Genomic DNA, 23,410 nt, shown 5'->3' on the forward strand with positions numbered 1-23,410 from the left:
AGACCCAGGAGAACAAAGTGCAGGATCTGCTTGGCACTCTGGTGCAGCAGCTAAGCAATCGGGACACCGCCCTTGCCAACCGGGTCCAGGGTTTACGCGAAGAACATCGCAGTCTCGGCGTCGCCTATCGCGCCGGTCGTGATGTGTACATTGCTGCTGGCTATGACCCGTTCGCGGGGGACGCTGCGGTCAAGGGCATCGACCGCGCCACCAGCGATCAGCTCAGCGCGCTGGTCGCCGAGCTGCGTGAGTCAGCGCTGCGTAGCTCCGATGAGATCAGCTCCGCCGCCGACAGGGCCATCGCCACTGGCGCGCTGATCATGCTTGCTGCCGGCGCGCTGATTGCGCTGATCAGCCTGTGGCTGGTCAACCGCAACCTGATCGACCCGATCCGCCAGCTGATCGATCATATCGCCAAGCTCAGTCAGGGTAATTTCAGCGAACGCGTCGATACGTCTCGTGCCGACGAACTAGGGCGTCTCGCAGTGGCCGCAAATATCTTGCGCGACTTCCTTGCGGACACCTTTACCCGCCTGCAACGCAGCACCTCGGACCTGGACAGCGCCAGCGGCGAGCTGAACGCCATCGCCATGCTGATGGGCCAGGGTGCTCGTGAACAGTTCTCGCGCACCGATCAAGTCGCGACCGCCATGCACGAGATGTCCGCCACATCTCAGGAAGTGGCCCGCCACGCAGCCGACGCCGCGCGCGCCGCAGATGCGGCCGATCAGTCGGCGCAGCAAGGCGAGAGCATGATGCGCTCGACGATCCACACGATCACTCAGATGCGCGGTGAGATCAGCAACACCGCTGAGGTCATTCGCCGCCTGGAGGCCGACAGCGGACGCATCGGCAAGGTCCTGGAGGTCATTCGCGGCATTGCCGACCAGACCAACCTACTGGCGCTGAACGCGGCCATCGAAGCCGCTCGCGCCGGCGATGCGGGCCGCGGTTTTGCGGTCGTTGCCGATGAGGTGCGCACGCTGGCCAGGCGCACTGCGGATTCGACTGCCGAGATTCATCAAATCATCGATACCGTGCAGACCGGGGCGGTGGATGCGGTGCGTGCAATCGAGGGCGGTCAGTCTCGCAGCGACGAGGGCGTGGAGCAGGTGACGGAAGCGGGCAGCATGCTGCAGCGCATCACCCAGGAGGTCGAAGCGATCCGCGACATGAATCGGCAGATCGCCACTGCGGCCGAGGAGCAGACTTCCGTTGCGGAAGATATCTCGCGCAACCTGACCGAGATTACCGCCATCGCCACGACCAACCAGGAAAATGTCGAGCGCACCGAGAAAGCCAGCCAAAACCTGCATGGGTTGTCGGCCCAGCTCAGCGAAGTGACGCACCGCCTCGCAGGCTGACATAGTATTCCGCCGCAACGGCTGCTCCGACGGTGGGGCCGTTGAAAGGCAAGCACTGCTGCGCATTGCCTTGGCGGGCTCTACCTCGCCGTTAGCCGCCCTGCGAAGCACGTCAAAGACTCCTCTACCTATCCCTTTACATACGCCAGGTTCGGAGCTACTTTCGCTGCTTCCCGGCCGTTCTGGTCGGAACAACCATAGGCCGAGGCCCCATCAGGTCGCTACTCGGTCGCTCGTTCACCTGAACGGCTGCCTCATTTCATGGCAGTAGCCAGCCGGCTCATCCCTATCCAAGGAATACGGAAGATGTTGCGCCGCATGCTGCTCATGCTGGGCGCGGTGATCGTCGTGGTATTGATCCTCGCCGCCCTTAAGTTCAACTCGATTTATTCACAGATCCAGCAATTCAAGGCACCGCAACCGCCGATAGGTGTCGAGGTGACCGAGTCCAGTCGTCAGCCTTGGCAGAGCCGGCTCCCGGCTATCGGCACGCTCACGGCATCCCAGGGCATTGATCTGTCCGTGGAGATCGCTGGCATCATCAGCAATGTGCAGTTCCGCTCGGGCGAGAAGATCCGCGAGGGCCAACCGGTCGTTCTGCTCGACAGCGAGATCGAACAGGCGAGCCTGGCAGCGGCTCAGGCCGACTTGCATCTGGCCAAGGTGGAGTTCGAGCGGGCACGCAGTCTAGTCGACCGCCAGGCAATCTCGCGCAGCGAGTTCGATCGGCTCAATGCCGAATCGCAGAAAGCCGCCGCCACCGTCGCGCAGTTGAAGGCCAGCCTGGCAAAGAAGCGCATCCTCGCGCCCTTCTCCGGAACCATCGGCATCAACCAGGTGGACATTGGTGACTTCGTTGCCGCCGGCACGCCTATCGCGACGCTGCAGAACCTGTCGACCCTATTCGTTGACTTCTACCTGGCCGAACAGCAGGTGCCCTTGCTCGCCATCGGGCAGTCCGTGCGAGTCCGGGTAGCTGCGTTTCCCGATGAGCATTTCGAAGGCCGGATCGTCGCGCTGAACCCCAAGGTGGAAACTACCACCCGTAACGTGCAGGTCCGCGCAGAGCTGGCCAACCCCGGCGAGCGCCTGCTGCCCGGCATGTTCGCCGACCTGCAGGTGCTGTTGCCCAGTGAGGAGCCGCGGGTCGTAGTACCGGAAACTGCGATTACCTACACGCTTTATGGCAATTCGGTGCTCGTGGTGAAGGAAGGGCAAGCACCCGAACCCGAGGAAGGCACCGAGCAAGACACCGAAGCCTCTGGGCGAAACGAACCCTATCTGGTCGTGGAGCGGCGTTTCGTCGAGACCGGCGAGCGTCGCGACGGTCAGGTGGTGATCCTCGAAGGACTCGAAGCTGGCGAGCAGGTGGTGATCGCCGGCCAGCTAAAGCTGGACACCGGTGCCCACGTCGCCATCGCCGAGAAGCGCACGCTCGAGCTCGATACAGACAACGGATCCGGCGCCCGCTGAGGCGCCGACCACAGGGACATAAATCGCTATGGCATTTACCGACCCATTCATTCGCCGTCCGGTGCTGGCCAGCGTGATCAGCCTGCTGATCGTGCTGCTCGGCTTCCAGGCATTCCACAGCTTGGTCATTCGTCAGTATCCGCAGATGGAAAGCGCGCTGATTACCGTGACCACCGCCTATCCCGGCGCCAATGCGGAAACCATCCAGGGCTATATCACCCAACCTTTGCAACAGAGCCTGGCTAGCGCCGAGGGGGTCGACTACATGACGTCGGTGAGCCAGCAGAACGTGTCGACCATTTCGGTTTACGCACGTATCGGGGCTGACACCGACCGACTCTACACGGAGCTATTGAGCCAGGCCAACTCGGTAAAAAACCAGCTGCCGCAGAACGCCGAGGACCCGGTGCTGAACAAGCAGGCCGCCGACTCCACCGCGCTCATGTACATCAGCTTCTATAGCGAACAGCTGACCAACCCGCAGATCACCGATTATCTGTCGCGTGTTATCCAGCCGAAGCTGGCCACCCTGCCCGGCATGGCCGAGGCGGAAATCCTCGGCAACCAGGTGTTTGCCATGCGCCTCTGGCTGGATCCGGTGAAACTGGCGGCCTACGGGTTGTCTGCGGGGGACGTAAATGAGGCCGTGCGCAAGTACAACTTCCTCGCCGCGGCTGGCGAGGTGAAGGGGGAATATGTCGTCACCAGCATCAACGCCGACACCGAGCTGAAGACGCCCGAAGCATTCGCCGCCATACCGTTGAAGACCCAAGGCGACAGCCGCGTGCTGCTCGGCGATGTGGCGCGGGTCGAGATGGGTGCCGAGAGCTACAACGCCGTTAGCTCGTTCGACGGCATTCCCTCGGTCTATATCGGCATCAAGGGCACCCCGAGCGCCAACCCGCTAGACGTGATCAGCGAGGTACGTGCGATCTTGCCCGAGATCGAGTCCCAGCTGCCGCCGAGCCTGAAAGTCACCATCGCCTACGATGCCACCCGCTTCATCCAGGCCTCAATCGACGAAGTGGTGAAAACCCTTGCCGAAGCGGTGGTGATCGTCATCGTGGTGGTGTTCCTGTTCCTCGGATCACTGCGCTCGGTGCTGATTCCGGTGGTGACCATTCCGCTGTCAATGATCGGCGTGATGTTCTTCATGCAGGCCATGGGCTACTCGATCAATCTGCTGACGTTGCTGGCCATGGTGCTGGCGATCGGCCTGGTGGTGGACGATGCCATCGTGGTGGTGGAGAACATCCATCGCCATATCGAGGACGGCAAATCGCCCTTCCAGGCGGCGATCGACGGCGCTCGAGAGATCGCCATGCCAGTCGTCACCATGACGATTACCCTCGCGGCGGTCTATGCACCGATCGGCTTTTTGCAGGGCCTGACCGGTGCGCTGTTTCAGGAGTTCGCACTGACACTGGCCGGAGCGGTGCTGATTTCAGGCGTGGTGGCACTGACGCTGTCGCCGATGATGTGCTCGCGCCTGTTGCGACATGAAGAAAACCCGACGGGGCTGGCACACCGGCTGGATCTGTTGTTCGACCGACTGAAACTGCGTTACCAACGCGCCCTGCACGGCACGCTGAATACCCGCCCGGTGGTGCTGGTGTTCGCCGTGCTCGTGCTCGGTCTGATTCCGGTCCTGCTCAAGTTCACCGAAAGCGAGCTGGCGCCGGAGGAAGACCAGGGCATCATTTTCATGATGGCCAGCGCACCACAGACGGCCAACCTTGACTACCTCAACGCCTATACCGATCAGTTCCTGGAGATCTTCCAATCGTTCCCTGAGTATTACTCTTGGTTTCAGATCAACGGTTTCAACGGTGTGCAGAGCGGCATCGGTGGTTTTTTGATGACGCCTTGGGACGAGCGTGAGCGCACCCAGATGGAGGTACTTCCCGAGGTGCAAGCGAAGATCGATCAGATCCCTGGCTTGCAAGTCTTCGGCTTCAATTTGCCCTCCTTACCGGGCACTGGCGAAGGGCTGCCATTCCAGTTCGTGATCAATACCGCTAACGACTACGAGTCGCTGCTGCAGGTGGCTGAGCGAATCAAGGAAAAAGCCCAGGCGTCCGGCAAATTCGCGTTTCTTGATGTAGATCTGGCATTCGACAAACCGGAAATCGTCGTGGATATCGACCGCGAAAAGGCGGCGCAAATGGGCGTGACGATGGAAGATCTTGGCGTGACGCTGGCAACCCTGCTTGGCGAAAGCGAGATCAATCGCTTCACCATCGAGGGCCGCAGCTACAAAGTGATTGCCCAGGTGGAGCAAGCCTACCGGGACAATCCAGGCTGGCTGAGCAATTACTACGTGAAGAACGATCGGGGCGAGATGCTGCCCTTATCCACCCTGATCAAAGTGCATGACCGCGCCCGGCCGACCCAGTTGAGTCAGTTCCAGCAGCTCAACGCCGCGACGATCCAGGGCTTCCCGATCGTCAGCATGGGCGAGGCCATCGATACCCTGCGCAGCATCGCGCGCGAGGAGGCACCGCAGGGGTACACGTTCGACTATGCCGGCGCGTCGCGTCAGTACATTCAGGAAGGTAATGCGCTGTACACCACGTTCGCGCTCGCACTGGCCGTCATCTTTCTCGTACTGGCGGCGCAGTTCGAGAGTTTCCGCGATCCGCTGGTGATACTGGTCACAGTGCCATTGTCAATCTGTGGCGCACTCGTGCCGCTATTCCTGGGCCTGTCGAGCATGAATATCTACACACAGGTTGGACTCGTGACGCTGATCGGCCTGATCAGCAAGCACGGCATCATGATCGTCGAGTTCGCCAATCAACTGCGTAGAGAGCAGGGCTTGGGCCGTCGTGAAGCGGTGGAGGAAGCGGCAGCGATCCGATTGAGGCCGGTGCTGATGACGACCGCAGCGACAGTGTTCGGCATGGTTCCGCTGATTCTGGCCAGCGGCGCCGGAGCCGTGAGTCGATTCGATATCGGAATGGTGATCGCCACGGGTATGACGGTCGGTACGCTGTTTACGCTGTTCGTGCTGCCGGCGGTCTATACGCTGCTGGCGAGCCCGGAGCGCGCGGTAGCACCGATAGAGGAGATGACGGGCTAACATAACGACCGGGTCCGAATATACCCATCCGCTCGCGCCGGGCGGATGGGTCGAGCAGGTGGGACTAGCCTCGGCCCACCAGGCTTTGTGACAAGCCGTACATGAACAGCAACAGATCCTGATCGGGGCGCGCATCCAGAACTGAGGCTCGGGCCATGCGCGGAATCGGGCAGTGATCGCTGACGTCGCTGCGCGCCACGACTCTGGCGTCCGGCTCGCTCCAGGCGGCAGCGCACAGGGAGGCGACACCCAGCGAGGCGACCAGAAACAAGCCTCGGGCAATTTCAAGGTTCATTGCGCAAGCCCTTGTTATATGGTGATTTGAGAAATTCACCATAGTCGACAAACTCGCGAGATGCTCAACAACGTGACCAATGGTCATTTTTTGAGCACCCCTCACCCAGAAAAGCGAATCGCCTCCGATGAAGCCATTCGGCCGGGCCTCGCATTTTTCTCCCGCTCGGTAGTCGCTTTGAACGTCGGCCATAAAAAAGCCCCGCACAAGGCGGGGCTCTTTATGCAGCTAGAGGCCGGCTGGCTTACATCATGCCGCCCATGCCGCCCATACCACCCATGCCGCCCATATCCGGCATGCCGCCGCCGGCTGCCTTGTCATCAGCCACTTCCGCGATCATCGCTTCGGTGGTGATCATCAGGCTGGCAATGGAGGCCGCGGCCTGCAGAGCAGAACGGGTCACCTTGGCCGGATCGAGAATACCCATCTCGATCATGTCGCCGTACTCGTCGGTCGCGGCGTTGTAACCGTAGTTACCGCTGCCCAGCTTGACCTTGTCGACCACAACGCTCGGCTCGCCACCGGAGTTGGCAACGATCTGGCGCAGCGGCGCTTCAACGGCACGGCGCAGCAGAGTGATACCAACGTTCTGATCGGCGTTCTCGCCCTTCAGCTCTGAAATAGCCTGCAGAGCGCGAACCAGCGCAACACCGCCGCCAGGAACCACGCCTTCTTCGACGGCAGCACGGGTTGCGTGCAGCGCGTCTTCTACGCGGGCTTTCTTCTCCTTCATCTCGACTTCGGTGCCAGCACCGACCTTGATCACGGCAACACCGCCAGCCAGCTTGGCCAGACGCTCTTGCAGCTTCTCTTTGTCGTAGTCGGAAGTGGTGTCTTCGACCTGCTTGCGGATCTGCGCGACGCGGGCTTCGATGTCGACCTGCTGACCAGCGCCGTCGATGATGGTGGTGTTTTCCTTGTTCAGCACGACGCGCTTGGCGTTACCCAGGTGCTCCAGGGTAGCGGTTTCCAGGCTCAGGCCGACTTCTTCGGAAATCACGGTACCGCCAGTCAGGATCGCGATGTCCTGCAGCATGGCCTTGCGGCGATCGCCAAAGCCAGGCGCCTTGACGGCAGCAACCTTGACGATGCCGCGCATGTTGTTGACGACCAGGGTCGCCAGCGCTTCGCCTTCGACGTCTTCAGCCACGATCAGCAGCGGACGGCCAGCCTTGGCAACAGCTTCCAGCACCGGCAACATTTCGCGGATGTTGGAGATCTTCTTGTCGACCAGCAGCAGCAGCGGGGTATCCAGCTCAGCCACCATGGTGTCCGGCTTGTTGATGAAGTACGGGGACAGGTAACCGCGGTCGAACTGCATGCCTTCTACAACGGACAGTTCGTTTTCCAGGCCCGAGCCTTCTTCAACGGTGATCACGCCTTCCTTGCCGACCTTTTCCATGGCTTCGGCGATGATGGCGCCGATGGAGCTGTCGGAGTTGGCGGAGATGGTGCCGACCTGAGCGATGGCCTTGAAATCGGCGCATGGCTTGGACTGGTTCTTCAGCTCAGCAACGATGGCGATGGTGGCCTTGTCGATGCCGCGCTTGAGGTCCATCGGGTTCATGCCGGCAGCGACGGCCTTCAGGCCTTCGTTGACAATCGACTGAGCCAGAACGGTAGCGGTAGTGGTGCCGTCGCCAGCGTCATCGTTGGCACGGGAGGCAACGTCCTTGACCAGCTGCGCACCCATGTTCTCGAAACGGTCCTTCAGCTCGATTTCCTTGGCAACGGAAACGCCATCCTTGGTGATGGTCGGAGCGCCAAAGCTCTTCTCGATAACCACGTTGCGGCCTTTCGGGCCGAGGGTCGCTTTTACCGCATCAGCCAGGACGTTGACGCCGACCAGCATCTTCTTGCGAGCGGAATCGCCGAACTTAACTTCTTTAGCAGCCATGTTGATTCTTCCTCAAATTCTGTTGATGGAACGCTATTCGCTATAAAGCGAGCGCTGATCAGGCTTCGACGACGGCGAGGATTTCGTTCTCGCTCATCACCAGCAGATCTTCGCCGTCGACCTTGACGGTGTTGCTGCCGGAGTAAGGGCCGAATACGACCTGGTCGCCAACCTTGACGGCCAGCTGACGCACTTCGCCGTTATCCAGAACGCGGCCAGTGCCTACAGCGACGATCTCACCACGGTTGGGCTTCTCGGCAGCGGAGCCCGGCAGCACGATGCCGCCTGCGGTCTTGGTTTCTTCTTCGCTGCGACGAATCACGACGCGGTCATGCAGAGGACGAAGCTTCATTGTCGATCTCTCCTAGTACAGTGGTTTCCATGCCGATGCATTCTCATCGACGGGTTGGGCAAATCCGGCGGTGCCGGTTGCGGCCCGCAACGCGAGCCGCAGAAGACGGACTGTCGAACACGACAGCGACCTTGCGGTGACCGCTACATGCGGGCGGCAAAAAATGATTTCAAGGGCACAGCGTTGATTTTTTGCATCGAGAAACGAAAAAAGGCATGCCTGCGCATGCCTTTCGCTCGAGCGGTCAGCTTCACTTGTCGCGGCGCTCCCACTCGCCTTCGATCACGTTGGGGCGCTGCGGCCCGGCGTGACGCTCCTGCTGCTGACGCAGGTCATCGGCAAAGGCACGACGGCGCTGGGCCTGCGCCTCGACACGGCGGCCGACGAAGTTAAGGAACAGCTTGCGCGTCGGCGGAAACAGCACCAGCAATGCGACGATGTCGCTGAGAAAGCCCGGCAGGAACAGCAAGCCGCCCGCGACGGCCATCATCAGCCCCTGAAGCATCTCCCGCTCCGGCAGCTCGCCGCGAGCCAACCGCTCGCGCGCGCGCCAGGCGGTGGCAAAACCTGCCAGACGCAACAACAGGATGCCGGCCATGCCGCTGATGATCAGCAGCAGGATGGTCGGCAGCACACCAATCGAGCTGCCGACCTTGATCAGCAACGCCAGCTCGGCCAGCGGAAACAGGAGAAACAGCAATAAGAAAATACGCATCGATAGTCCTTGGCGGAAGAACGGCTTCCGATCTCGTGTAGATGACGGCAGGTCGGTCCGAATTCAACCCATCCGGGGAACAGGCTGTAACCGGATTATTCACCCCTGCGCTTACGTCAATTTGGGTCAGCGTCGCGCCATCGCCACCAGCGCCTGCCGCACCGCGCCTGGGTTGGTACAAGTAGCTGGGAATGCCAGCCAGTGAATGGCCCGACCGATGCGCAGGTGAAAACCCTCACTGTCGATCCCGACCATGCGGACTTCGGGCGCCGTCGGCAGGCCTTCTTGCTCGACGTAATGGGCGATCGCCGCGGCGTGATCATTGTTCATATGCTCGAGCATTTCGCCCTCGCCGCCGCCTGCACCGGCGAACGGGTTGGCCAACGCCACCTCGTCCAGCCAGTGGATTGCGCCGAAGCCTCCGATGTAGCGCCAGCGCACTGGCTGCAGCACCCAGAAATCGAAGTCATGCACGCGATGGTAGTCGCGTGATTCTGGGAAATAGCGGTAATAGCGCTGCGCCGCGGCATCGATTGCCGCGGCCTCGGTGAGCAACCGGCCCTCGGCCAGTACTGTCAGGCGTCCGCTCGCCTGCACGTCGTCGGCGCCACGCTCCGCCACCAGTAACGAACAACGCGGATCGGCCCGAAGATTTTTTGTGTGCTGGGCGATTCGGCTGATCAGGATCAGCGGCCAGCCCTCCTCGCTCAGGCAGTACGGCACCGCGGAACCAAATGGGAAGCCTGGCAGGGTCGCGGAGTGCGTTGAGAGCACACCGCGGTATTCCTTGAGCAGGAGTTGTCGGGCATGCTTGGCGGCTTCAGCGCTCACTGGGGCTCCTCGAAAGCGTGTTCGGTTCGACGGGCAACAGCATAACGGTTTCATCAGCGAACGTCGTTTACCGACGTCCGATGCATAAGTAGGAGATGGGCATGCAGCTAAAAGACAAGGTCATCATCATCACTGGCGGCGGCCAGGGGCTGGGGCGTGCAATGGGCGAATATCTCGCCGGCAAGGGCGCACGGCTAGCACTGGTCGATCTCAATCAGGAACGGCTGGATGAGGCCGTAGCGGCCTGCAAAAGTGCTGGTGGCGATGCGCGGGCCTATCTGTGCAATGTCGCCAACGAAGAGCAAGTCAGTCACATGGTCAGCCAAGTCAGTGATGATTTCGGCGGCCTGGATGGGCTGGTGAACAATGCCGGTATTCTCCGCGATGGCCTGACCATCAAGCTCAAGGACGGCGAGCTGTCGAAGATGAGCCTGGCGCAATGGCAGGCGGTGATCGACGTCAACCTGACCGGCGTGTTTCTCTGCACCCGCGAAGTGGCGGCGAAGATGATCGAGCTCAAGCGTCAGGGCGCGATCATCAATATTTCCTCGATCTCCCGGGCGGGCAATATGGGCCAGGCGAACTACTCGGCCGCCAAGGCGGGCGTGGCAGCAGATACAGTCGTCTGGGCCAAGGAACTGGCGCGTTACGGCATTCGCGTCGCTGGTGTCGCCCCCGGGTTCATCGAGACCGAGATGGTTGCCAGCATGAAACCCGAAGCGCTGGAAAAAATGACCGCCGGCATTCCGCTCAAGCGGCTCGGCAAGCCGATAGAGATCGCCCACTCGGTCGCCTATATCTTCGAGAACGACTATTACACCGGCCGCATCTTGGAGCTGGATGGCGGACTGCGGCTGTAAGGACGTTACAAGCGGCAAGCTTCAAGTAAAGCGCCAGTTATTGCAGATTCCGCTCTTTCTTGAAGCTTGAAACTGCTTTACCAACCCACGCCAAAGCCTATGCTGTAGCGCGTTTCATCCAGGTCGCTTTCCGCGCCGCTGACGATGTCCTTCTCAGCTTTCATGTTCAGCGAGGCCCAGTCGGTAACCTTGTAGCGCAACCCGACCTCAGCGTCGAATTCGTAATCGGCGACGTTTTCCAGCGGTTTGCCAATCTCGCCGTTGCTGAACAGCTCGAAGGTCTTGCCCACCAGATAGCGGTTGTAGTCCCACTTCATGGCGAGCGAGTAAAAGCTCTCCTTGTTGCCATCGGCGAACTCATAGTCGCTGCGGTTCACCAAGGAGGCGAGCGAGAAGGCGCCCAGTTCGTTGTCCCAGAATTGATAACCCGGACCGGTACCCAGCGTGCGCTGGCGGCGAACGTCTTCGACCTTGTCACGCTTGTATTCAAAGCGCCCTTGCCAGAACCAGTGCTCATCGATGAACCGATCCAGGGCATATTCGGCATCCCAGTTGTCCGTCGCGGTGACGCCGTCACGGTATTCGCGGTTGTAATTGGCGATTCCATTGTGGCGCCAGAGGCCATGACGGGCCGAAGTATCAAAGGACACGTCGTAGTCGTCCGTATCGGTTTCCGCGCGTTTATAGTCCAGCGCAACGTCCACGTTGCCCTTCCACGTCAGATCCTGAATCAGCGGTTTCGGGTGGATGATCTGCGTAATGCTGGCCAGCTCGACTGTGCGCGGCCCGGCACCATTGCTCAGCGTGACCGTACCATCGTCGGCTGCCTGGAGCGACTTGGCCATTTCCCCGGTCACGTCATCCTGTTTGATTAGCAGTTGCTGGTTGCTTTCCAGCGTTGCGACCTGATTCCATTTCACCGGGATCGAGCCACCGTAGTCGGTTTCGATCAGCAGCTTACCGCCATCGAGCACGCTGATTTTGCCGGTCAGGCGATCACCATTTTTCAGCCAGACGGTATCGGCAAGCGACGGCAGGGCGAATACGGACAGGGACACGCAAAGCAGGGTTCTGGAAAACATAGAGAGGCTGAAATTCTGCGCAGGAGCGGTTAAAAAGGCAGGCATTATCCCTATGCGTTTAGTCACAGCAAGCACTGACCGCTGAACGGATAGCGAGTTCAGCGCCGCCCTACAGGCCCGACCGCACACAGGATGCATCGCATGATCGAGCAACCGCCTCTGTTACCGCCCGGTGCCGACGCCGAATCGCGCCGCTCGGCCGTCTACCTCGTCATGGCGCAGATCCCGGCAGGCAAAGTGGTGAGCTATGGCGAGGTGGCGGCCATGGCCGGGTTAGGCCGTGCGGCACGCTGGGTCGGCAGGCTGATGTCGCAACTGCCCGACGGCACCAGCCTGCCCTGGCACAGGGTAATCGCCGCCGGTGGCCGACTCAGCCTGCCAGCCGGCAGCGCCGCCGGGCACGAACAGCGCATGCGGCTGCGCGCCGAGGGGGTGACCATCGTCAACGACCGCGTCGACATACGTCGGCACGGCTGGCATTCGGCTGAGCACAGCGGGTAGAGTGCGCGCTTCATGTCTATATCCGTCCCGTCATATGTCCCGTGAAACCTGGCGCGCCGCCCTCGCCGCCTACGCCAGTCCCGCCTCACTGACGCTGCTGGTGCTCGGCTTCGCCGCAGGTCTGCCTGCAATCCTGGTGTTTTCCACGCTCTCGGTGTGGCTGCGTGAAGCCGGTGTCTCACGCGAAACCATCGGCTTTGCCAGCTGGATCAGTCTGGCCTACGCGTTCAAGTGGGTCTGGTCGCCGATGCTCGACCAATGGCGCCTGCCCTGGATCGGCGCGCTGGGACGTCGCCGCTCTTGGCTGGTGCTGTCGCAAGCGGTGATTGCCATCGGCCTGATCGGCATGGCGCTGTGCAACCCGCAGCACAACCTGACCATGCTGATTGCCCTGGCAGTCGCGGTGGCCTTCGCCTCGGCAACACAGGACATTGCCATCGACGCCTACCGCCTGGAAATCGCCGAGGACAAGCTGCAGGCGACGCTGGCGGCGAGCTACATGACCGGTTATCGCATCGCCATGTTGCTGGCAAGCGCCGGCGCGCTGTTTCTCGCCGAATGGCTGGGCTCCACGAATCTGGAGTACAGCCAGAGTGCCTGGGCCACCACCTACATCGCCTTTGCGCTGCTGATTCTGCCAGGGCTGATCACCAGCCTGCTGATTCCCGAGCCGGAGGGCGCCGCGCCGCTGCCCAATGAGCCCTCGAAGTTCAGCTTTAACCACCAGCTGGCAGGTGTCGGCTTACTGCTGGTGCTACTGATATCCGTGCCGGCGATGATCAACGCGCTGATCGCGCAGGCCTGGCCGCGCGCAACTTTGTATCTGTTGTTCATCATCGGCTCGATGTCGCCCTGGGGCCGTGCGCTGCTGGTGCCGGTCCGGCAGATGCTGCGGCAGGCTGGCCAGCGCCAGCGCCCGGCGCGCTTCGACTTCGTTCATCAGGCGGTCTCGGTGATCGTGCTGATCGTCCTTATGGTGTCGACCACCGGCATGTTTCAGTCTTACTGGGGCGGTTACTGGCCACGCGGCACCATGTACCTGTTGATCTGCTGGGGTTGCCTGTCCGGTCCTGGGCGGATACTGATGGGACCGGTACTGACGCCCATCACGGACTTCATCCTTCGCTATCGCTGGCAGGCGCTGCTGCTGCTGGGGCTGATCGCCACCTACCGGATGTCCGACACGGTGATGGGTGTCATGGCCAATGTTTTCTACATCGACCAGGGTTTCAGCAAGGATCAGATTGCCAGCGTCAGCAAGCTGTTCGGACTGATCATGACCCTGCTCGGTGCAGCGTTTGGCGGCCTGCTGATCGTGCGTTTCAGCATCCTGCCGATTTTGTTCATCGGCGGTGTTGCCTCCGCCGCGACCAATCTCATGTTCATGCTGCTGGTGGAGATGGGCGCGAACCTGAACATGCTGATCGTCACCATCTCCTGCGACAATTTCAGCGGTGGCCTGGCCTCCACCGCCTTCGTCGCCTACCTGTCGAGCCTCACCAACCTGAAGTTCTCGGCAACGCAGTATGCGCTGCTAAGTTCGCTGATGCTGCTATTGCCCCGCCTGCTGGGCGGCTACTCCGGTGTGATGGTCGAACACCTTGGGTACAGCGATTTCTTCCTGGTCACCGCGCTGCTCGGCGTGCCGACCCTGATATTAATTGTGTGGCAATGGTCACGCAGCCGCAGGCAACTGGATACGACTGATCCGCTGGCGAACACCGAGCGGAGCTAAAAAAAGCCGGCAATCGCCGGCTTTTTTTAGCTCTGAGCTCAGCTCTGAACCAGATGCACCACACGCTGCGGAAACGGAATGCCGATCCCCGCCTCGTCGAAACGTTCCTTCACCCGCTCGGTAAAACTGAAGGTCACCGGCCAGAAGTCACCGGTCGCCACCCAGACCCGCAGCGACAGGTTGACCGAACTGTCGCCCAGCCCGGTCACGAACACCACGGGCTCTGGGTCGCGCAGCACGCGCTCGTCCTCGGCGATTTCCAGCAGGATCTTGCGTGCCAGCTTGATGTCTGCGCTGTAATCGATGCCAATGTTGATATCAGCGCGACGACGCGGCTCGCGGGAATAATTGGTGATATGCCCGTTGGACAAGCTGCCGTTGGGTACCACGATGGTTTTGTTGTCGGCTGATTTGAGAATCGTGTGGAAGATCTGGATCGCATGTACGGTACCCGCTACACCCTGCGCCTCGATCCATTCGCCGACGCGAATCGGACGGAACAACAGGATCAGCACCCCTCCGGCGAAATTGGCCAGGCTGCCCTGCAGCGCCAGACCGATAGCCAGGCCAGCCGCACCAATCACGGCGATGAAGGACGTCGTTTCCACCCCGATCATCGACGCCACGCTGACCAGCAGCAGCACCTTCAGAGTGATGCTCAACAGGCTCTCGATGAAACCGTGCAGCGAAGGGTCCACCTGGCGGCGCTGCAGCAGACCGCCAACCTTGCTGGTGAGTTTGTTGATCAGCCACCAGCCGACCAGAAAGGTGGCTAGCGCCAGCAGAAGCTGGGCACCGTACTGTAGAACGATCGGCAACCATGCCTCGGATAGCTCGACCAGATAATCAACACCGAAATCCATCAGTAGAAGTCTCCTTTGGGTCACCGAGCGCGCCAACAGTGGCGGCTCGGAGAAAGCGGAAAAGCACGCATGGCGTGCCGGAATCAATCGCGGAAATTGTTGAACTGCAGCGGCATGCCGAAATCCTTGGCTCGCAGCAGCGCAATGGCTTCCTGCAGATCGTCGCGCTTTTTGCCAGTCACCCGAACCTGTTCGCCTTGGATCGCTGCCTGCACCTTGAGCTTGGCGTCCTTGATATAGGCGACGATTTTCTTGGCCAGCTCCTTGTCGATGCCTTCACGCAGCACGACGTCCTGCTTGACGGATTTGCCCGAGGGATAGGGATCCTTTAGCTCGAGACATTGAATATCGATCTTGCGCTTGACCAGGCTCAGTTTCAGAATCTCCAGCATCTGCTCCAACTGGAAGTCGGCATCGGCGGTCAGATGGACCGTCAACTCCTTGAGCTCAAAGGTGCCTTTACCGCGTAGGTCATAACGCCGATCGAGTTCCTTCAAAGCATTATCGACGGCATTGGTGACTTCGTGTTTGTCCAGTTCGGACACCACGTCGAACGAGGGCATGGGCTTCCTCCTAAAAAAACGGCGCAACGGTGTGATCCAGCGCGCTTAGTTTGACGGTTCAAATGGGCCATCATTATAACCGTTCAGGCCAATAACGCCCGGCCACCCAGTGTTACGACACCCTCCTTCTCTGAGCCCATGAATGCCCAACCCTCAACTCAGCATCTTGGTGGTCGACGACGCCAAGTTCTCAAGCGTGATGATCGGTCGCGTCCTGTCCAAGGCCGGGTACGAAGATATTCGTTTCGCCAATAGCGCCATCGCTGCATTGGAGCTGATTGAGCAGCGCCCGGCCAACGTCCTGCTGGCCGACTGGTTGATGCCAGAAATGGACGGTTTGGAGCTGACTACCCAGGTGCGCCAGCAGGACGAAATGTCTGACCACTACACCTACATCATCCTGTTGACCGGGCGCGACGGTCAGGATGTGCTGAGCAAGGCATTCGACCAGGGCGTGGACGACTTCATCGGCAAATCGGTGATGAATGACCAGCTGGTGCCGAGGATATATGCGGCTGATCGGCTTTGTGGTTCGTTGCAGCGGCTGATGCGGGAAAACCGCCTACTGACCGAGAACATCGCCAGCCTGGAAATGCGCAACCTGATCGACCCGATCACGGGACTCGGCAACACCCGGTATCTTCACCAGCGGCTCGGCGATAGCCTACGCCAGATCGCAAGCCGTGGCGGCGCGCTATGCTACCTGACGATAGGTCTGCCGGAACTCCCCAGCCAACGTAAGCGCTATGGCGAGCATTTTCATCAAGAATTGCTGCGAGGCGTGGCGAAGCGCTTGCAGCAGCTGGTGCGACCTCTGGACATACTCACCCGCCTGGATGAAGCGCACTTCGGCCTGCTCACCCTGGTCGATGATCCGAGCGCCTGCTCACCGAGCAGTTTCAAACGGCTACACGATGGGCTCAATCTCAAGGCATTCAAGACCAGCGAGGGCTTCATCTCGATCAAGGCGGGCATCGGTCTGGTCAGCCTCGATGCGAGTGCATTACCGCTCGACCCTCAGGTGATAATCGAACGCGCCGAGGCCCTGCTGCCTGACGCCTATACCACGGGACGCATCGTGCCCCTACGTTACAGGCAACCTGCCTGATGGCCCAGATTTGGCACGTTCTGGGCGCCGGTAGCCTCGGAGGGCTTTGGTCGGCGCGCCTGTTCCGTGTCGGCGTCCCGCTGCGGATCATCCTGCGCAACCCGGCGCGACTGGCCGACTATCAGGCCGCCGGCGGCCTGGGCCTGATCGAGAACGGGCAGCCACACACCTACCCCGTACCGGCGGAGCTGCCTGAGGCCACCACGCCGATCGAGCGACTGTTGGTCGCCTGCAAGGCCTACGATGCGGAAGCTGCCATCGCCGAGGTGGCGCCGCGATTGGTCAAGGGATCGGAAATCCTCCTGCTGCAGAATGGTTTGGGCAGCCAACAAGCCATTGCCGCACGCTGGCCGGACAGCCGCTGCGTGTTCATCTCCAGCACCGAAGGGGCCTATCGGCAGGATGGCTTCCAGATAGTCCATGCCGGTCAGGGGCAAAACTGGCTGGGCGAACCGGCCCATCGCAGCCCTCCGTCATGGCTCGCCGATCTCGACGCGGCCGGCATTCCCTACACATGGACCGACGGCATCATGGTCAAGCTGTGGCGCAAGCTGGCGATCAATTGCGCCATCAATCCGCTGAGCGTCCTGCATGACTGTCGCAACGGTGATTTGCTGGCGCACCCCGAGCAACTGCACCGGCTTTGCAACGAACTCGTCGAACTACTCCAGGCTTGCGATCAGGGTGACGCCGCCGATGGGCTCGAAGCGGAAGTGCTGTGTGTAATCGAGGCAACAGCCAACAATTACTCATCGATGCATCAGGACGTGCGAAGCGGTCGCCGGACCGAAGTCAGCTTTTTGCTCGGCCAGGCCTGCCGGACCGCACGCCATCATGGGTTGCAGGTACCTGAGCTGTGCGGTTTGCTGGAGCAACTCCAAGCGTTCCTGCACCAGCGTGGATTGCCCACGGACTGAGGCACCGCTACCCTGCTGGAACACCCTTCGCCAGTGCCTGCCATGACCCTGCGCCAGCGCCTCGAAAATCTCCCGGTCGGCCGTAAGCTGTTGATCGCCCTGCTCGTGCTGCTTGCTGCAGTGCTGCTAGTGTCCAATCTCGCATTCATCAGCGCGGCCTACTGGATCTCTCGCCAGAGCGTCGCGCCGCAAGCCATGCATACACTCGGCGCGCTGTTCGCGACGCCCGAGTTGAGCAACCGCGCCCTGGAATCCGAAGCGGCCGCCAACGAGCTGTTACAGAAGCTGAACGATTACGCCCCGCTGCGGGCAGCCGTGATTTACGACAGCACCGGCCGGAGCCTGGCACAGCTGTATCGCGGTGCGCCGCTGGACCTGCCGCAGCGGGTCAGCGAGCTGTCGGCATGGCAGAAGACCGAAATGCGTGCCAACCTGCTGGTCGAACTGCCGCAAACCGCGGGGCCTGCGGGCCACTTGCTGATCATCGCCAGCAGCGAGCTGCCCGGTGCCTTCTACACCGGCACCCTGACCGCCAGTCTTGCCATACTTCTGGTCAGCCTGCTGCTTTGGGTGCTGGTCGCTCGGCAGATACGCCGGCTGGTCACGCATCCGATCCGCGACCTCGAAACCCTGTCCCGCCAGGTCACGCGTGAAGAAAACTATTCCCTGCGCGCGACGCCGAGGAACCAGGACGAAATCGGCCACCTGGCTGACGCCTTCAATACCATGCTGTCGCGCATGGAAGCTCGCGAGCAGCAACTCAAGCGTGCCCGCGACGATGCCCAGGATGCATTCGATCACGCCCAGGGCCTCGCGGAGGAAACCCGACACTCCAACCGCAAGCTCGAGCTGGAAGTTCAGGTCCGCAGCAAGATCGAAAAGAAGCTCACCGGCTTTCAGAACTACCTGAACAGCATCATCGACTCGATGCCATCGGTGCTCATCGCACTGGATGAACAACTCTACGTGACCCAATGGAACCAGCAGGCCAGCGCGCTCTCCGGCACCTCCATCGACGACGCCCTGAACCAGCCCGTATTCATCGCCTTCGAGCCGCTGAGACCCTTCCTGACGCAGATTCGTCGTACATCCGAACGGCACCAGGTCGAGAAGATCGAGCGTGTTACTTGGACGTTCAATGGCGAGCCTCGACATTACGCCCTGACGCTCTACCCCTTGATGGGGGGTGGCGGCCGCGGCGTGGTTATCCGCATCGACGACATCACCGAGCGTATCAACATGGAGGAGATCATGGTGCAATCGGAGAAAATGCTGTCAGTCGGCAGCCTCGCCGCCGGCATGGCGCATGAGATCAACAACCCCCTCGGCGCTATCTTGCACAACGCGCAGAATATCCGCCGACGCCTGTCGCCGGACCTTGAGCGAAACCGTGAAGTCGCCGATGAAACGGGCGTACTGCTGGAGGCGGTGAATCAATATCTGCAACGACGGGAAATCCCTCAGTTGCTCGACGGCATCCAGCAAGCCGGCTCCCGCGCAGCCAAGATCGTCAGCCACATGCTGAGCTTCAGCCGTCTGAGCAACCGGCAACTGGCAGAATGCCAGCTGACCGTACTGATCGATCAGGCGTTGGAAATTGCCGGTAGCGACTTCGCGCTGATGGATGGCTTCGACTTCCGCTCCATCGAGATCATCCGCGACTTCGACCCGCAAGTGGACCGGGTTCCCTGCATCGGCAACGAACTCGAACAGGTACTGCTGAACCTTCTAAAAAACGCCGCGCAAGCCATCCACCAGCAACCGGAACGTGGCCGTGGGCAAATCATTTTGCGGACACGTCTGAACTCGCCCTGGGCCGAGATCCAAGTGGAAGACAACGGCAGCGGTATCCCTGAGCACATCCGCAAGAGAATCTTCGAGCCTTTTTTCACCACCAAGGAGGTGGGTCAGGGAACCGGGCTGGGTCTTTCCGTTTCGTATTTCATCATCACCAACAATCACAAGGGCCAGATGGAAGTGCAGAGCAGGTCCGACCAGGGCACCACCTTCACCCTTCGCCTGCCGCTTACATCGGCATCCGACGCCAACTGAAGCCAAACCAGGAAACCACAGATGGGCAATCGACTATCCAAGATCTACACCCGCACCGGCGACGCCGGGGAAACCGGTTTGGCCGATGGCCGCCGGGTTCCGAAGGACCACCCGCGAATCGAAGCCATGGGTGAGGTCGATACGCTCAACAGCCAATTGGGGCTGCTGCTCGCCGAGCTCGCCGAAGCCCAAGCGCGCTGGCCGGACCTGTCTGAGCTGATCGAAGTCCTGGGACCTTGCCAACACCGCCTGTTCGACCTCGGCGGCGAGTTGGCGATGCCTGATTATCAGGCCCTGACGGACGCCGAGGTGGCGCGCCTGGAAGCAGCTATTGATCACTGGAATACCGAGCTCGGACCACTCGAAGATTTCATCATGCCGGGCGGCACGCGCTTGATCGCGCTCGCCCACCTGTGCCGCAGCATGGCTCGTACCGCCGAGAGACGCTGCCAACAGCTCAACGCCATCGAGCCGCTGCGTCCGGTCGGGTTGGCGTATCTCAATCGCCTGTCAGACCTGTTCTTCGTTGTTGCTCGCCTGATCGCACGTCGCCAAGGCTGCGCCGAAATCCTCTGGCATGCCGCCAGCGCGCCTGACAACACCGATGCCTGAGCAGGCCGCGGCCCGGCAGGACCGTGTTCGCGATGGGCTGCACGCAGCCTGGGAAGCGTTCATCGTCTTGCTGGTATGCATCAACCTGGGGCTGATCGTGTTCGACAGCCTGTTCATCGTGCAGCCGATCAACCAGGCCTTCGCCGAGTGGTTGCCGAGGCTGCACCAGCGCTACGACACGCTGATTCACCGTAACTTCCAGCTGATCGATCTAGGTTTCGTCGCCATATTCATCCTCGACGTGATACTCGGCTGGACCGTCGCATTGTTCGAACGACGTTACGCGCGCTGGTATTACTACCCTTTCGCGCATTGGTATGACGTGCTCGGTTGCATCCCGCTGACCGGCTTTCGCTGGCTGCGTGTTCTGCGGGTCGGCAGCCTGCTCTTCCGCCTGCAGAGGCTGGGCCTCATCGACGTGCGCCAGTGGCCGATCTACGGGCTGATCCATCGCTATTACCTGCTGTTGCTGGAAGAGCTGTCTGATCGCGTCATGGTTCGATTGTTCAGCCGCATGCAGCAAGAGATAGGCGCCAGCGACGAGTTATCTCGTAGGCTGCTGGAAGAGGTGGTGAGGCCGCGCAAGGAACGCTTACTGAACGATCTGTCCCGGCGCCTGCACGGCATGCTGGAGAGCGGGTATCGGGACAACCGCGGCGCCATCGAAGGCTATGTTGGCGGTTTGATCCATCAAGCCCTGGCGAACAACCCTGAAGTCGGCCGCCTGCGCCGCCTTCCGCTGGGCGATCGGGTCGCTAACACGCTGGACGAGGCGCTGACAGATATCGCGGCACGACTGCTACAGGGCGCGGTAGAGGGTCTGCAGGGCGCTCAATTCCAGCGCCTGGCCCGCAATCTGGCTGACGAATGCTTTGAAGCCTGGGTTTACCAGGACGAGAGCACCGATCTCGCCCTTGAGGAATTATTGGTCGATATCATCGAGGTGCTCAAGCAACAGGTACTCGATCGACGCTGGAGCCGTTTCGTTGGTCCTATCGAGCCGCCAACGCCGCCGGGCTAGGACGACATCGCTGCGGTCGCATCATGCTGATGATCGATGCGCGCACCGACGACCATTTCGGTGGCCCATTTGACGAGGATATCGGTGTAGGCCTTCTGGCAGTTCTCGTTGGTCAGGCCATGATCGGCACCGAGAATAATCCGGTGGGTCAGTGAGTGAGTCTGCTGGAACGCCGCGCGGTAACTCATGATCGTACTGTGCGGGACCAGATGATCATGCTCGGACTCGACGATCAGCACGTCGCCAAGAAATTCGGCGCAGGCCGCCAGCGTTCGGTTCTCCTCGGGAACGACCCGCCGGCCTCGCAGCTGATTCAGCAGGTTGCGATCCAACTGCCGCTTCGGCACCGCCCAGTCATCGTCCCCGTAAAGCGCTGGGACACGCATCGCCAACCACCTGACCGGTCGCAGGGACGTGAGCAGCGCGGCCAGGTAACCACCATAGCTGGTGCCAACCACGGCGATCGCTGACGGATCGATATTCGGATGCTGCACCAGGAGATCGTAAGCGGCTAGAAGGTCACGCAGGTTCTGCTCTCGGGTAACGGTCTGTTGTTGTGCCAATGTCAGGGCATGCCCCCTGAGATCGAACGATAGACAGATACAGCCCAGCCCGGCGATACCGCGTGCACGCGTCAGGTCTCGTTCCTGACTCCCGCCCCAGCCGTGCACGAAGAGCACGCCCGGCAGCTTCGTCGGCGGCGACAGGAAAGTGCCGGCGATGTGCTCATCATCTACGAGGATGTCTACGCTTTCGCTATGGGTTGCCATGCTCCTCCACCATTGCGTACTTGGTTATGAAACCGACTTCGGCGTCCTCGCCACGAAACAGTACCGTTGCGCCATCAGGCACGGTCGAGTCGCCGTAGAGCTCAATCGAAGATGCGCGAACAAACGGTCTGCCGGCACCTTTGGCAAATGTCTCCAGCGCCGCCACCTCGGCGGTGCTGGCCCCGCCGATCCGCCAGGATTGCTCCAGCACACCGGAGCAGGCGCGCCCTCTGTCATCGATGCCCTGAGCGATATCGTAATTGCGCCGAGACGCATAGAAATTGCGAAAGCAAGCCGATGCAGCCTCGTCGTAGGCCTGCGCCTGGGAGATGGCAAGGCGTGTTCTTTCGGGCAGATCCTGGCTCAACAGGGCGTCGAAATCTCCTTCAACGACCAGTAGGTCCGAACCGCCGTACACCGTTTGACCCGCGTTGTCCTGGGTCAGCCGCTGGGTACCGTGATAGCTCAGAGTTCGCCCAGCAGCACGTACCTGTCCCACACTGAATGTGGTTACGTGCTCTAGATTCGCCTCGAGGACCAGGCCGTACTGGGCCAGCTCGTCTTCGTTCATATTTTCCAGCGCACGATCGAGCTGCTGGTCGGAGGTCACCCGCTCCTGCCCTCGACCGCCGGTCGCTCGCACCGGCTTGATTCTGAGCGCCCCCTCATGCAACAGGCGCCGCCCAGCCTCACGCGCATCGCGCAGCGAGAACGCACTGTAGCCGGGTAAAACGCCGCCAGTGACGCGCCGAGCGAAATCCCGCGACCAGCCGATGGGCGAGTCGGCATCCGGGCGCACCAGCGGATGAGTGATTGCCTTGGTTTCAATGAATGCATGGGGTACGACACCGCCAAACAGATCCCGCTCGCTCTCCAAACCCAGCTCCCGCGCTTGATCGGCACCTACGACGGTGCCAGACGGTACGAAATAAAGCTGGCGCGGATAACTGACACTGCGGTCATATTCACCGAGAAAAGCAAACCCCTGGAGCGCCGCCAGGCGTTTGGCCAACTGCTCGTGCACAGCCTTTTCATGCAAGGGTTCGTTAGATCGATTGGCAAAGGTTACGACAGCCCCTCGGGCGCCTTGCGGGGTCTCCGCATTCTTCATAGGTGGATTCGCTCCATGGACTACTGGTACATGCACGACGCAGCGACAACACGCCGCTTCTATCGCTCGTTTCCACCCGACCAAAGCGGATCCGGTGTAATCAGATAGACCCCCTATCCGCACTATCTATCCTTCGATAATGTTCCAACCACCCGGCGTGATGCGTGAAACGAAAAAGGGGGAGCAGACCGAAATCTGCTCCCCCT

21 protein-coding genes are annotated in these 23,410 nt (G+C 60.8%); 11 read left to right on the forward strand and 10 right to left on the reverse strand.

Annotated features, from left to right (window positions below; all coding sequences use genetic code 11):
• Window positions 1–341: 341 nt before the first annotated feature.
• The 3 genes from H3028_RS21585 to H3028_RS11185 all read left to right on the forward strand — a co-directional run bounded on the left by H3028_RS21585 (window position 342) and on the right by H3028_RS11185 (window position 5,919).
• A complete protein-coding gene (locus H3028_RS21585; protein ID WP_375154407.1) occupies window positions 342–1,364 on the forward strand; it encodes a methyl-accepting chemotaxis protein in 1,023 nt (340 codons plus the stop codon).
• 306 nt (window positions 1,365–1,670) lie between these two features.
• The gene (locus tag H3028_RS11180) at window positions 1,671–2,837 is read left to right on the forward strand and encodes an efflux RND transporter periplasmic adaptor subunit (protein WP_181297077.1); all 1,167 of its coding nucleotides are present in this window, start codon (window positions 1,671–1,673) and stop codon (window positions 2,835–2,837) included.
• A gap of 28 nt (window positions 2,838–2,865) precedes the next feature.
• Window positions 2,866–5,919, forward strand: a complete 3,054-nt coding sequence (locus tag H3028_RS11185; RefSeq protein WP_181297078.1) for a multidrug efflux RND transporter permease subunit — start codon at window positions 2,866–2,868, stop codon at window positions 5,917–5,919.
• Window positions 5,920–5,983: 64 nt separating this feature from the next.
• Here H3028_RS11185 and H3028_RS11190 read toward each other — a convergent pair whose 3' ends face one another.
• From H3028_RS11190 to H3028_RS11210, 5 genes are all read right to left on the reverse strand, one after another.
• Entirely contained in the window at window positions 5,984–6,214 is a 231-nt protein-coding gene (locus tag H3028_RS11190; protein WP_181297079.1) for a hypothetical protein, read from the reverse strand.
• A gap of 244 nt (window positions 6,215–6,458) precedes the next feature.
• Window positions 6,459–8,111: a chaperonin GroEL gene (groL, locus tag H3028_RS11195; protein ID WP_181297080.1), complete on the reverse strand. Its 1,653-nt coding sequence runs from the start codon at window positions 8,109–8,111 to the stop codon at window positions 6,459–6,461.
• A 58-nt stretch (window positions 8,112–8,169) separates the two neighbouring features.
• Window positions 8,170–8,463, reverse strand: a complete 294-nt coding sequence (locus H3028_RS11200; RefSeq protein ID WP_019340746.1) for a co-chaperone GroES — start codon at window positions 8,461–8,463, stop codon at window positions 8,170–8,172.
• Window positions 8,464–8,713: 250 nt separating this feature from the next.
• Window positions 8,714–9,178 (reverse strand): FxsA family protein, encoded by a 465-nt coding sequence (locus tag H3028_RS11205; RefSeq protein ID WP_181297081.1) that lies wholly within the window; start codon window positions 9,176–9,178, stop codon window positions 8,714–8,716.
• Between the two features lie 126 nt (window positions 9,179–9,304).
• On the reverse strand, window positions 9,305–10,009 hold the full coding sequence (locus tag H3028_RS11210) for a HugZ family protein (protein WP_181297082.1): 705 nt from the start codon (window positions 10,007–10,009) through the stop codon (window positions 9,305–9,307).
• A gap of 101 nt (window positions 10,010–10,110) precedes the next feature.
• Between H3028_RS11210 and H3028_RS11215 the strand changes: the two genes are divergently transcribed.
• Entirely contained in the window at window positions 10,111–10,869 is a 759-nt protein-coding gene (locus tag H3028_RS11215) for an SDR family oxidoreductase (protein WP_181297083.1), read from the forward strand.
• 77 nt (window positions 10,870–10,946) lie between these two features.
• Here the strand turns inward: H3028_RS11215 and H3028_RS11220 are convergent, their stop codons facing one another.
• A complete protein-coding gene (locus H3028_RS11220; protein ID WP_181297120.1) occupies window positions 10,947–11,951 on the reverse strand; it encodes a DUF481 domain-containing protein in 1,005 nt (334 codons plus the stop codon).
• Between the two features lie 141 nt (window positions 11,952–12,092).
• Here H3028_RS11220 and H3028_RS11225 point away from each other — a divergent pair, with 141 nt between their 5' ends.
• Both H3028_RS11225 and H3028_RS11230 read left to right on the forward strand, forming a co-directional pair.
• The gene (locus tag H3028_RS11225; protein ID WP_181297121.1) at window positions 12,093–12,452 is read left to right on the forward strand and encodes an MGMT family protein; all 360 of its coding nucleotides are present in this window, start codon (window positions 12,093–12,095) and stop codon (window positions 12,450–12,452) included.
• Window positions 12,453–12,486: 34 nt separating this feature from the next.
• Window positions 12,487–14,187, forward strand: coding sequence for an AmpG family muropeptide MFS transporter (locus tag H3028_RS11230; protein ID WP_181297084.1), 1,701 nt, complete (start codon window positions 12,487–12,489; stop codon window positions 14,185–14,187).
• Window positions 14,188–14,225: 38 nt separating this feature from the next.
• Here H3028_RS11230 and H3028_RS11235 read toward each other — a convergent pair whose 3' ends face one another.
• Both H3028_RS11235 and H3028_RS11240 read right to left on the reverse strand, forming a co-directional pair.
• Window positions 14,226–15,050: a mechanosensitive ion channel family protein gene (locus H3028_RS11235; protein WP_181297085.1), complete on the reverse strand. Its 825-nt coding sequence runs from the start codon at window positions 15,048–15,050 to the stop codon at window positions 14,226–14,228.
• Between the two features lie 83 nt (window positions 15,051–15,133).
• Window positions 15,134–15,613 carry a YajQ family cyclic di-GMP-binding protein gene (locus tag H3028_RS11240; protein WP_181297086.1) on the reverse strand — a complete coding sequence of 160 codons (480 nt, stop codon included), beginning with the start codon at window positions 15,611–15,613 and terminating at the stop codon, window positions 15,134–15,136.
• A 142-nt stretch (window positions 15,614–15,755) separates the two neighbouring features.
• Here H3028_RS11240 and H3028_RS11245 point away from each other — a divergent pair, with 142 nt between their 5' ends.
• The 5 genes from H3028_RS11245 to H3028_RS11265 are packed head-to-tail and all read left to right on the forward strand — an operon-like array spanning window position 15,756 to window position 21,323.
• Complete coding sequence (locus H3028_RS11245) at window positions 15,756–16,721, forward strand: response regulator (protein ID WP_181297087.1); 966 nt, start codon at window positions 15,756–15,758, stop codon at window positions 16,719–16,721.
• Window positions 16,721–17,638 (forward strand): putative 2-dehydropantoate 2-reductase, encoded by a 918-nt coding sequence (locus H3028_RS11250; RefSeq protein ID WP_181297088.1) that lies wholly within the window; start codon window positions 16,721–16,723, stop codon window positions 17,636–17,638. The genes H3028_RS11245 and H3028_RS11250 overlap by 1 nt, the downstream gene beginning before the upstream one ends.
• Before the next feature lie 42 nt (window positions 17,639–17,680).
• Complete coding sequence (locus H3028_RS11255; RefSeq protein ID WP_181297089.1) at window positions 17,681–19,690, forward strand: HAMP domain-containing sensor histidine kinase; 2,010 nt, start codon at window positions 17,681–17,683, stop codon at window positions 19,688–19,690.
• A 21-nt stretch (window positions 19,691–19,711) separates the two neighbouring features.
• Window positions 19,712–20,302, forward strand: a complete 591-nt coding sequence (locus H3028_RS11260; RefSeq protein ID WP_181297090.1) for a cob(I)yrinic acid a,c-diamide adenosyltransferase — start codon at window positions 19,712–19,714, stop codon at window positions 20,300–20,302.
• The gene (locus H3028_RS11265; RefSeq protein ID WP_181297091.1) at window positions 20,295–21,323 is read left to right on the forward strand and encodes an ion transporter; all 1,029 of its coding nucleotides are present in this window, start codon (window positions 20,295–20,297) and stop codon (window positions 21,321–21,323) included. Before H3028_RS11260 ends, H3028_RS11265 begins: the two co-directional genes overlap by 8 nt.
• Here the strand turns inward: H3028_RS11265 and H3028_RS11270 are convergent.
• Window positions 21,320–22,093, reverse strand: coding sequence for a S9 family peptidase (locus tag H3028_RS11270; protein WP_168424994.1), 774 nt, complete (start codon window positions 22,091–22,093; stop codon window positions 21,320–21,322). The genes H3028_RS11265 and H3028_RS11270 overlap by 4 nt on opposite strands.
• Window positions 22,080–23,204 carry a DUF3182 family protein gene (locus H3028_RS11275; RefSeq protein WP_181297092.1) on the reverse strand — a complete coding sequence of 375 codons (1,125 nt, stop codon included), beginning with the start codon at window positions 23,202–23,204 and terminating at the stop codon, window positions 22,080–22,082. The genes H3028_RS11270 and H3028_RS11275 overlap by 14 nt, the downstream gene beginning before the upstream one ends.
• Between the last annotated feature and the right edge of the window lie 206 nt (window positions 23,205–23,410).

Origin of the sequence: Pseudomonas sp. Q2-TVG4-2 (genome assembly GCF_013620795.1) — a bacterium.
Taxonomy (GTDB): domain Bacteria; phylum Pseudomonadota; class Gammaproteobacteria; order Pseudomonadales; family Pseudomonadaceae; genus Stutzerimonas.

Bases quoted from the DNA above. Each gene is read 5' to 3' on its own strand.
- H3028_RS11250 (WP_181297088.1), top strand. From the start codon at position 16,721: ATGGCCCAGATTTGGCACGTTCTGGGCGCCGGTAGCCTCGGAGGGCTT.
- H3028_RS11215 (WP_181297083.1), top strand. From the start codon at position 10,111: ATGCAGCTAAAAGACAAGGTCATCATCATCACTGGCGGCGGCCAGGGG.
- H3028_RS11230 (WP_181297084.1), top strand. From the start codon at position 12,487: ATGTCCCGTGAAACCTGGCGCGCCGCCCTCGCCGCCTACGCCAGTCCC.
- H3028_RS11265 (WP_181297091.1), top strand. From the start codon at position 20,295: ATGCCTGAGCAGGCCGCGGCCCGGCAGGACCGTGTTCGCGATGGGCTG.
- H3028_RS11240 (WP_181297086.1), bottom strand. From the start codon at position 15,613: ATGCCCTCGTTCGACGTGGTGTCCGAACTGGACAAACACGAAGTCACC.
- H3028_RS11235 (WP_181297085.1), bottom strand. From the start codon at position 15,050: ATGGATTTCGGTGTTGATTATCTGGTCGAGCTATCCGAGGCATGGTTG.
- H3028_RS11225 (WP_181297121.1), top strand. From the start codon at position 12,093: ATGATCGAGCAACCGCCTCTGTTACCGCCCGGTGCCGACGCCGAATCG.
- H3028_RS11190 (WP_181297079.1), bottom strand. From the start codon at position 6,214: ATGAACCTTGAAATTGCCCGAGGCTTGTTTCTGGTCGCCTCGCTGGGT.
- H3028_RS11270 (WP_168424994.1), bottom strand. From the start codon at position 22,093: ATGGCAACCCATAGCGAAAGCGTAGACATCCTCGTAGATGATGAGCAC.
- H3028_RS11255 (WP_181297089.1), top strand. From the start codon at position 17,681: ATGACCCTGCGCCAGCGCCTCGAAAATCTCCCGGTCGGCCGTAAGCTG.
- H3028_RS11260 (WP_181297090.1), top strand. From the start codon at position 19,712: ATGGGCAATCGACTATCCAAGATCTACACCCGCACCGGCGACGCCGGG.
- H3028_RS11220 (WP_181297120.1), bottom strand. From the start codon at position 11,951: ATGTTTTCCAGAACCCTGCTTTGCGTGTCCCTGTCCGTATTCGCCCTG.
- groL (WP_181297080.1), bottom strand. From the start codon at position 8,111: ATGGCTGCTAAAGAAGTTAAGTTCGGCGATTCCGCTCGCAAGAAGATG.
- H3028_RS11245 (WP_181297087.1), top strand. From the start codon at position 15,756: ATGCCCAACCCTCAACTCAGCATCTTGGTGGTCGACGACGCCAAGTTC.
- H3028_RS11200 (WP_019340746.1), bottom strand. From the start codon at position 8,463: ATGAAGCTTCGTCCTCTGCATGACCGCGTCGTGATTCGTCGCAGCGAA.
- H3028_RS11185 (WP_181297078.1), top strand. From the start codon at position 2,866: ATGGCATTTACCGACCCATTCATTCGCCGTCCGGTGCTGGCCAGCGTG.
- H3028_RS11180 (WP_181297077.1), top strand. From the start codon at position 1,671: ATGTTGCGCCGCATGCTGCTCATGCTGGGCGCGGTGATCGTCGTGGTA.
- H3028_RS11275 (WP_181297092.1), bottom strand. From the start codon at position 23,204: ATGAAGAATGCGGAGACCCCGCAAGGCGCCCGAGGGGCTGTCGTAACC.
- H3028_RS11205 (WP_181297081.1), bottom strand. From the start codon at position 9,178: ATGCGTATTTTCTTATTGCTGTTTCTCCTGTTTCCGCTGGCCGAGCTG.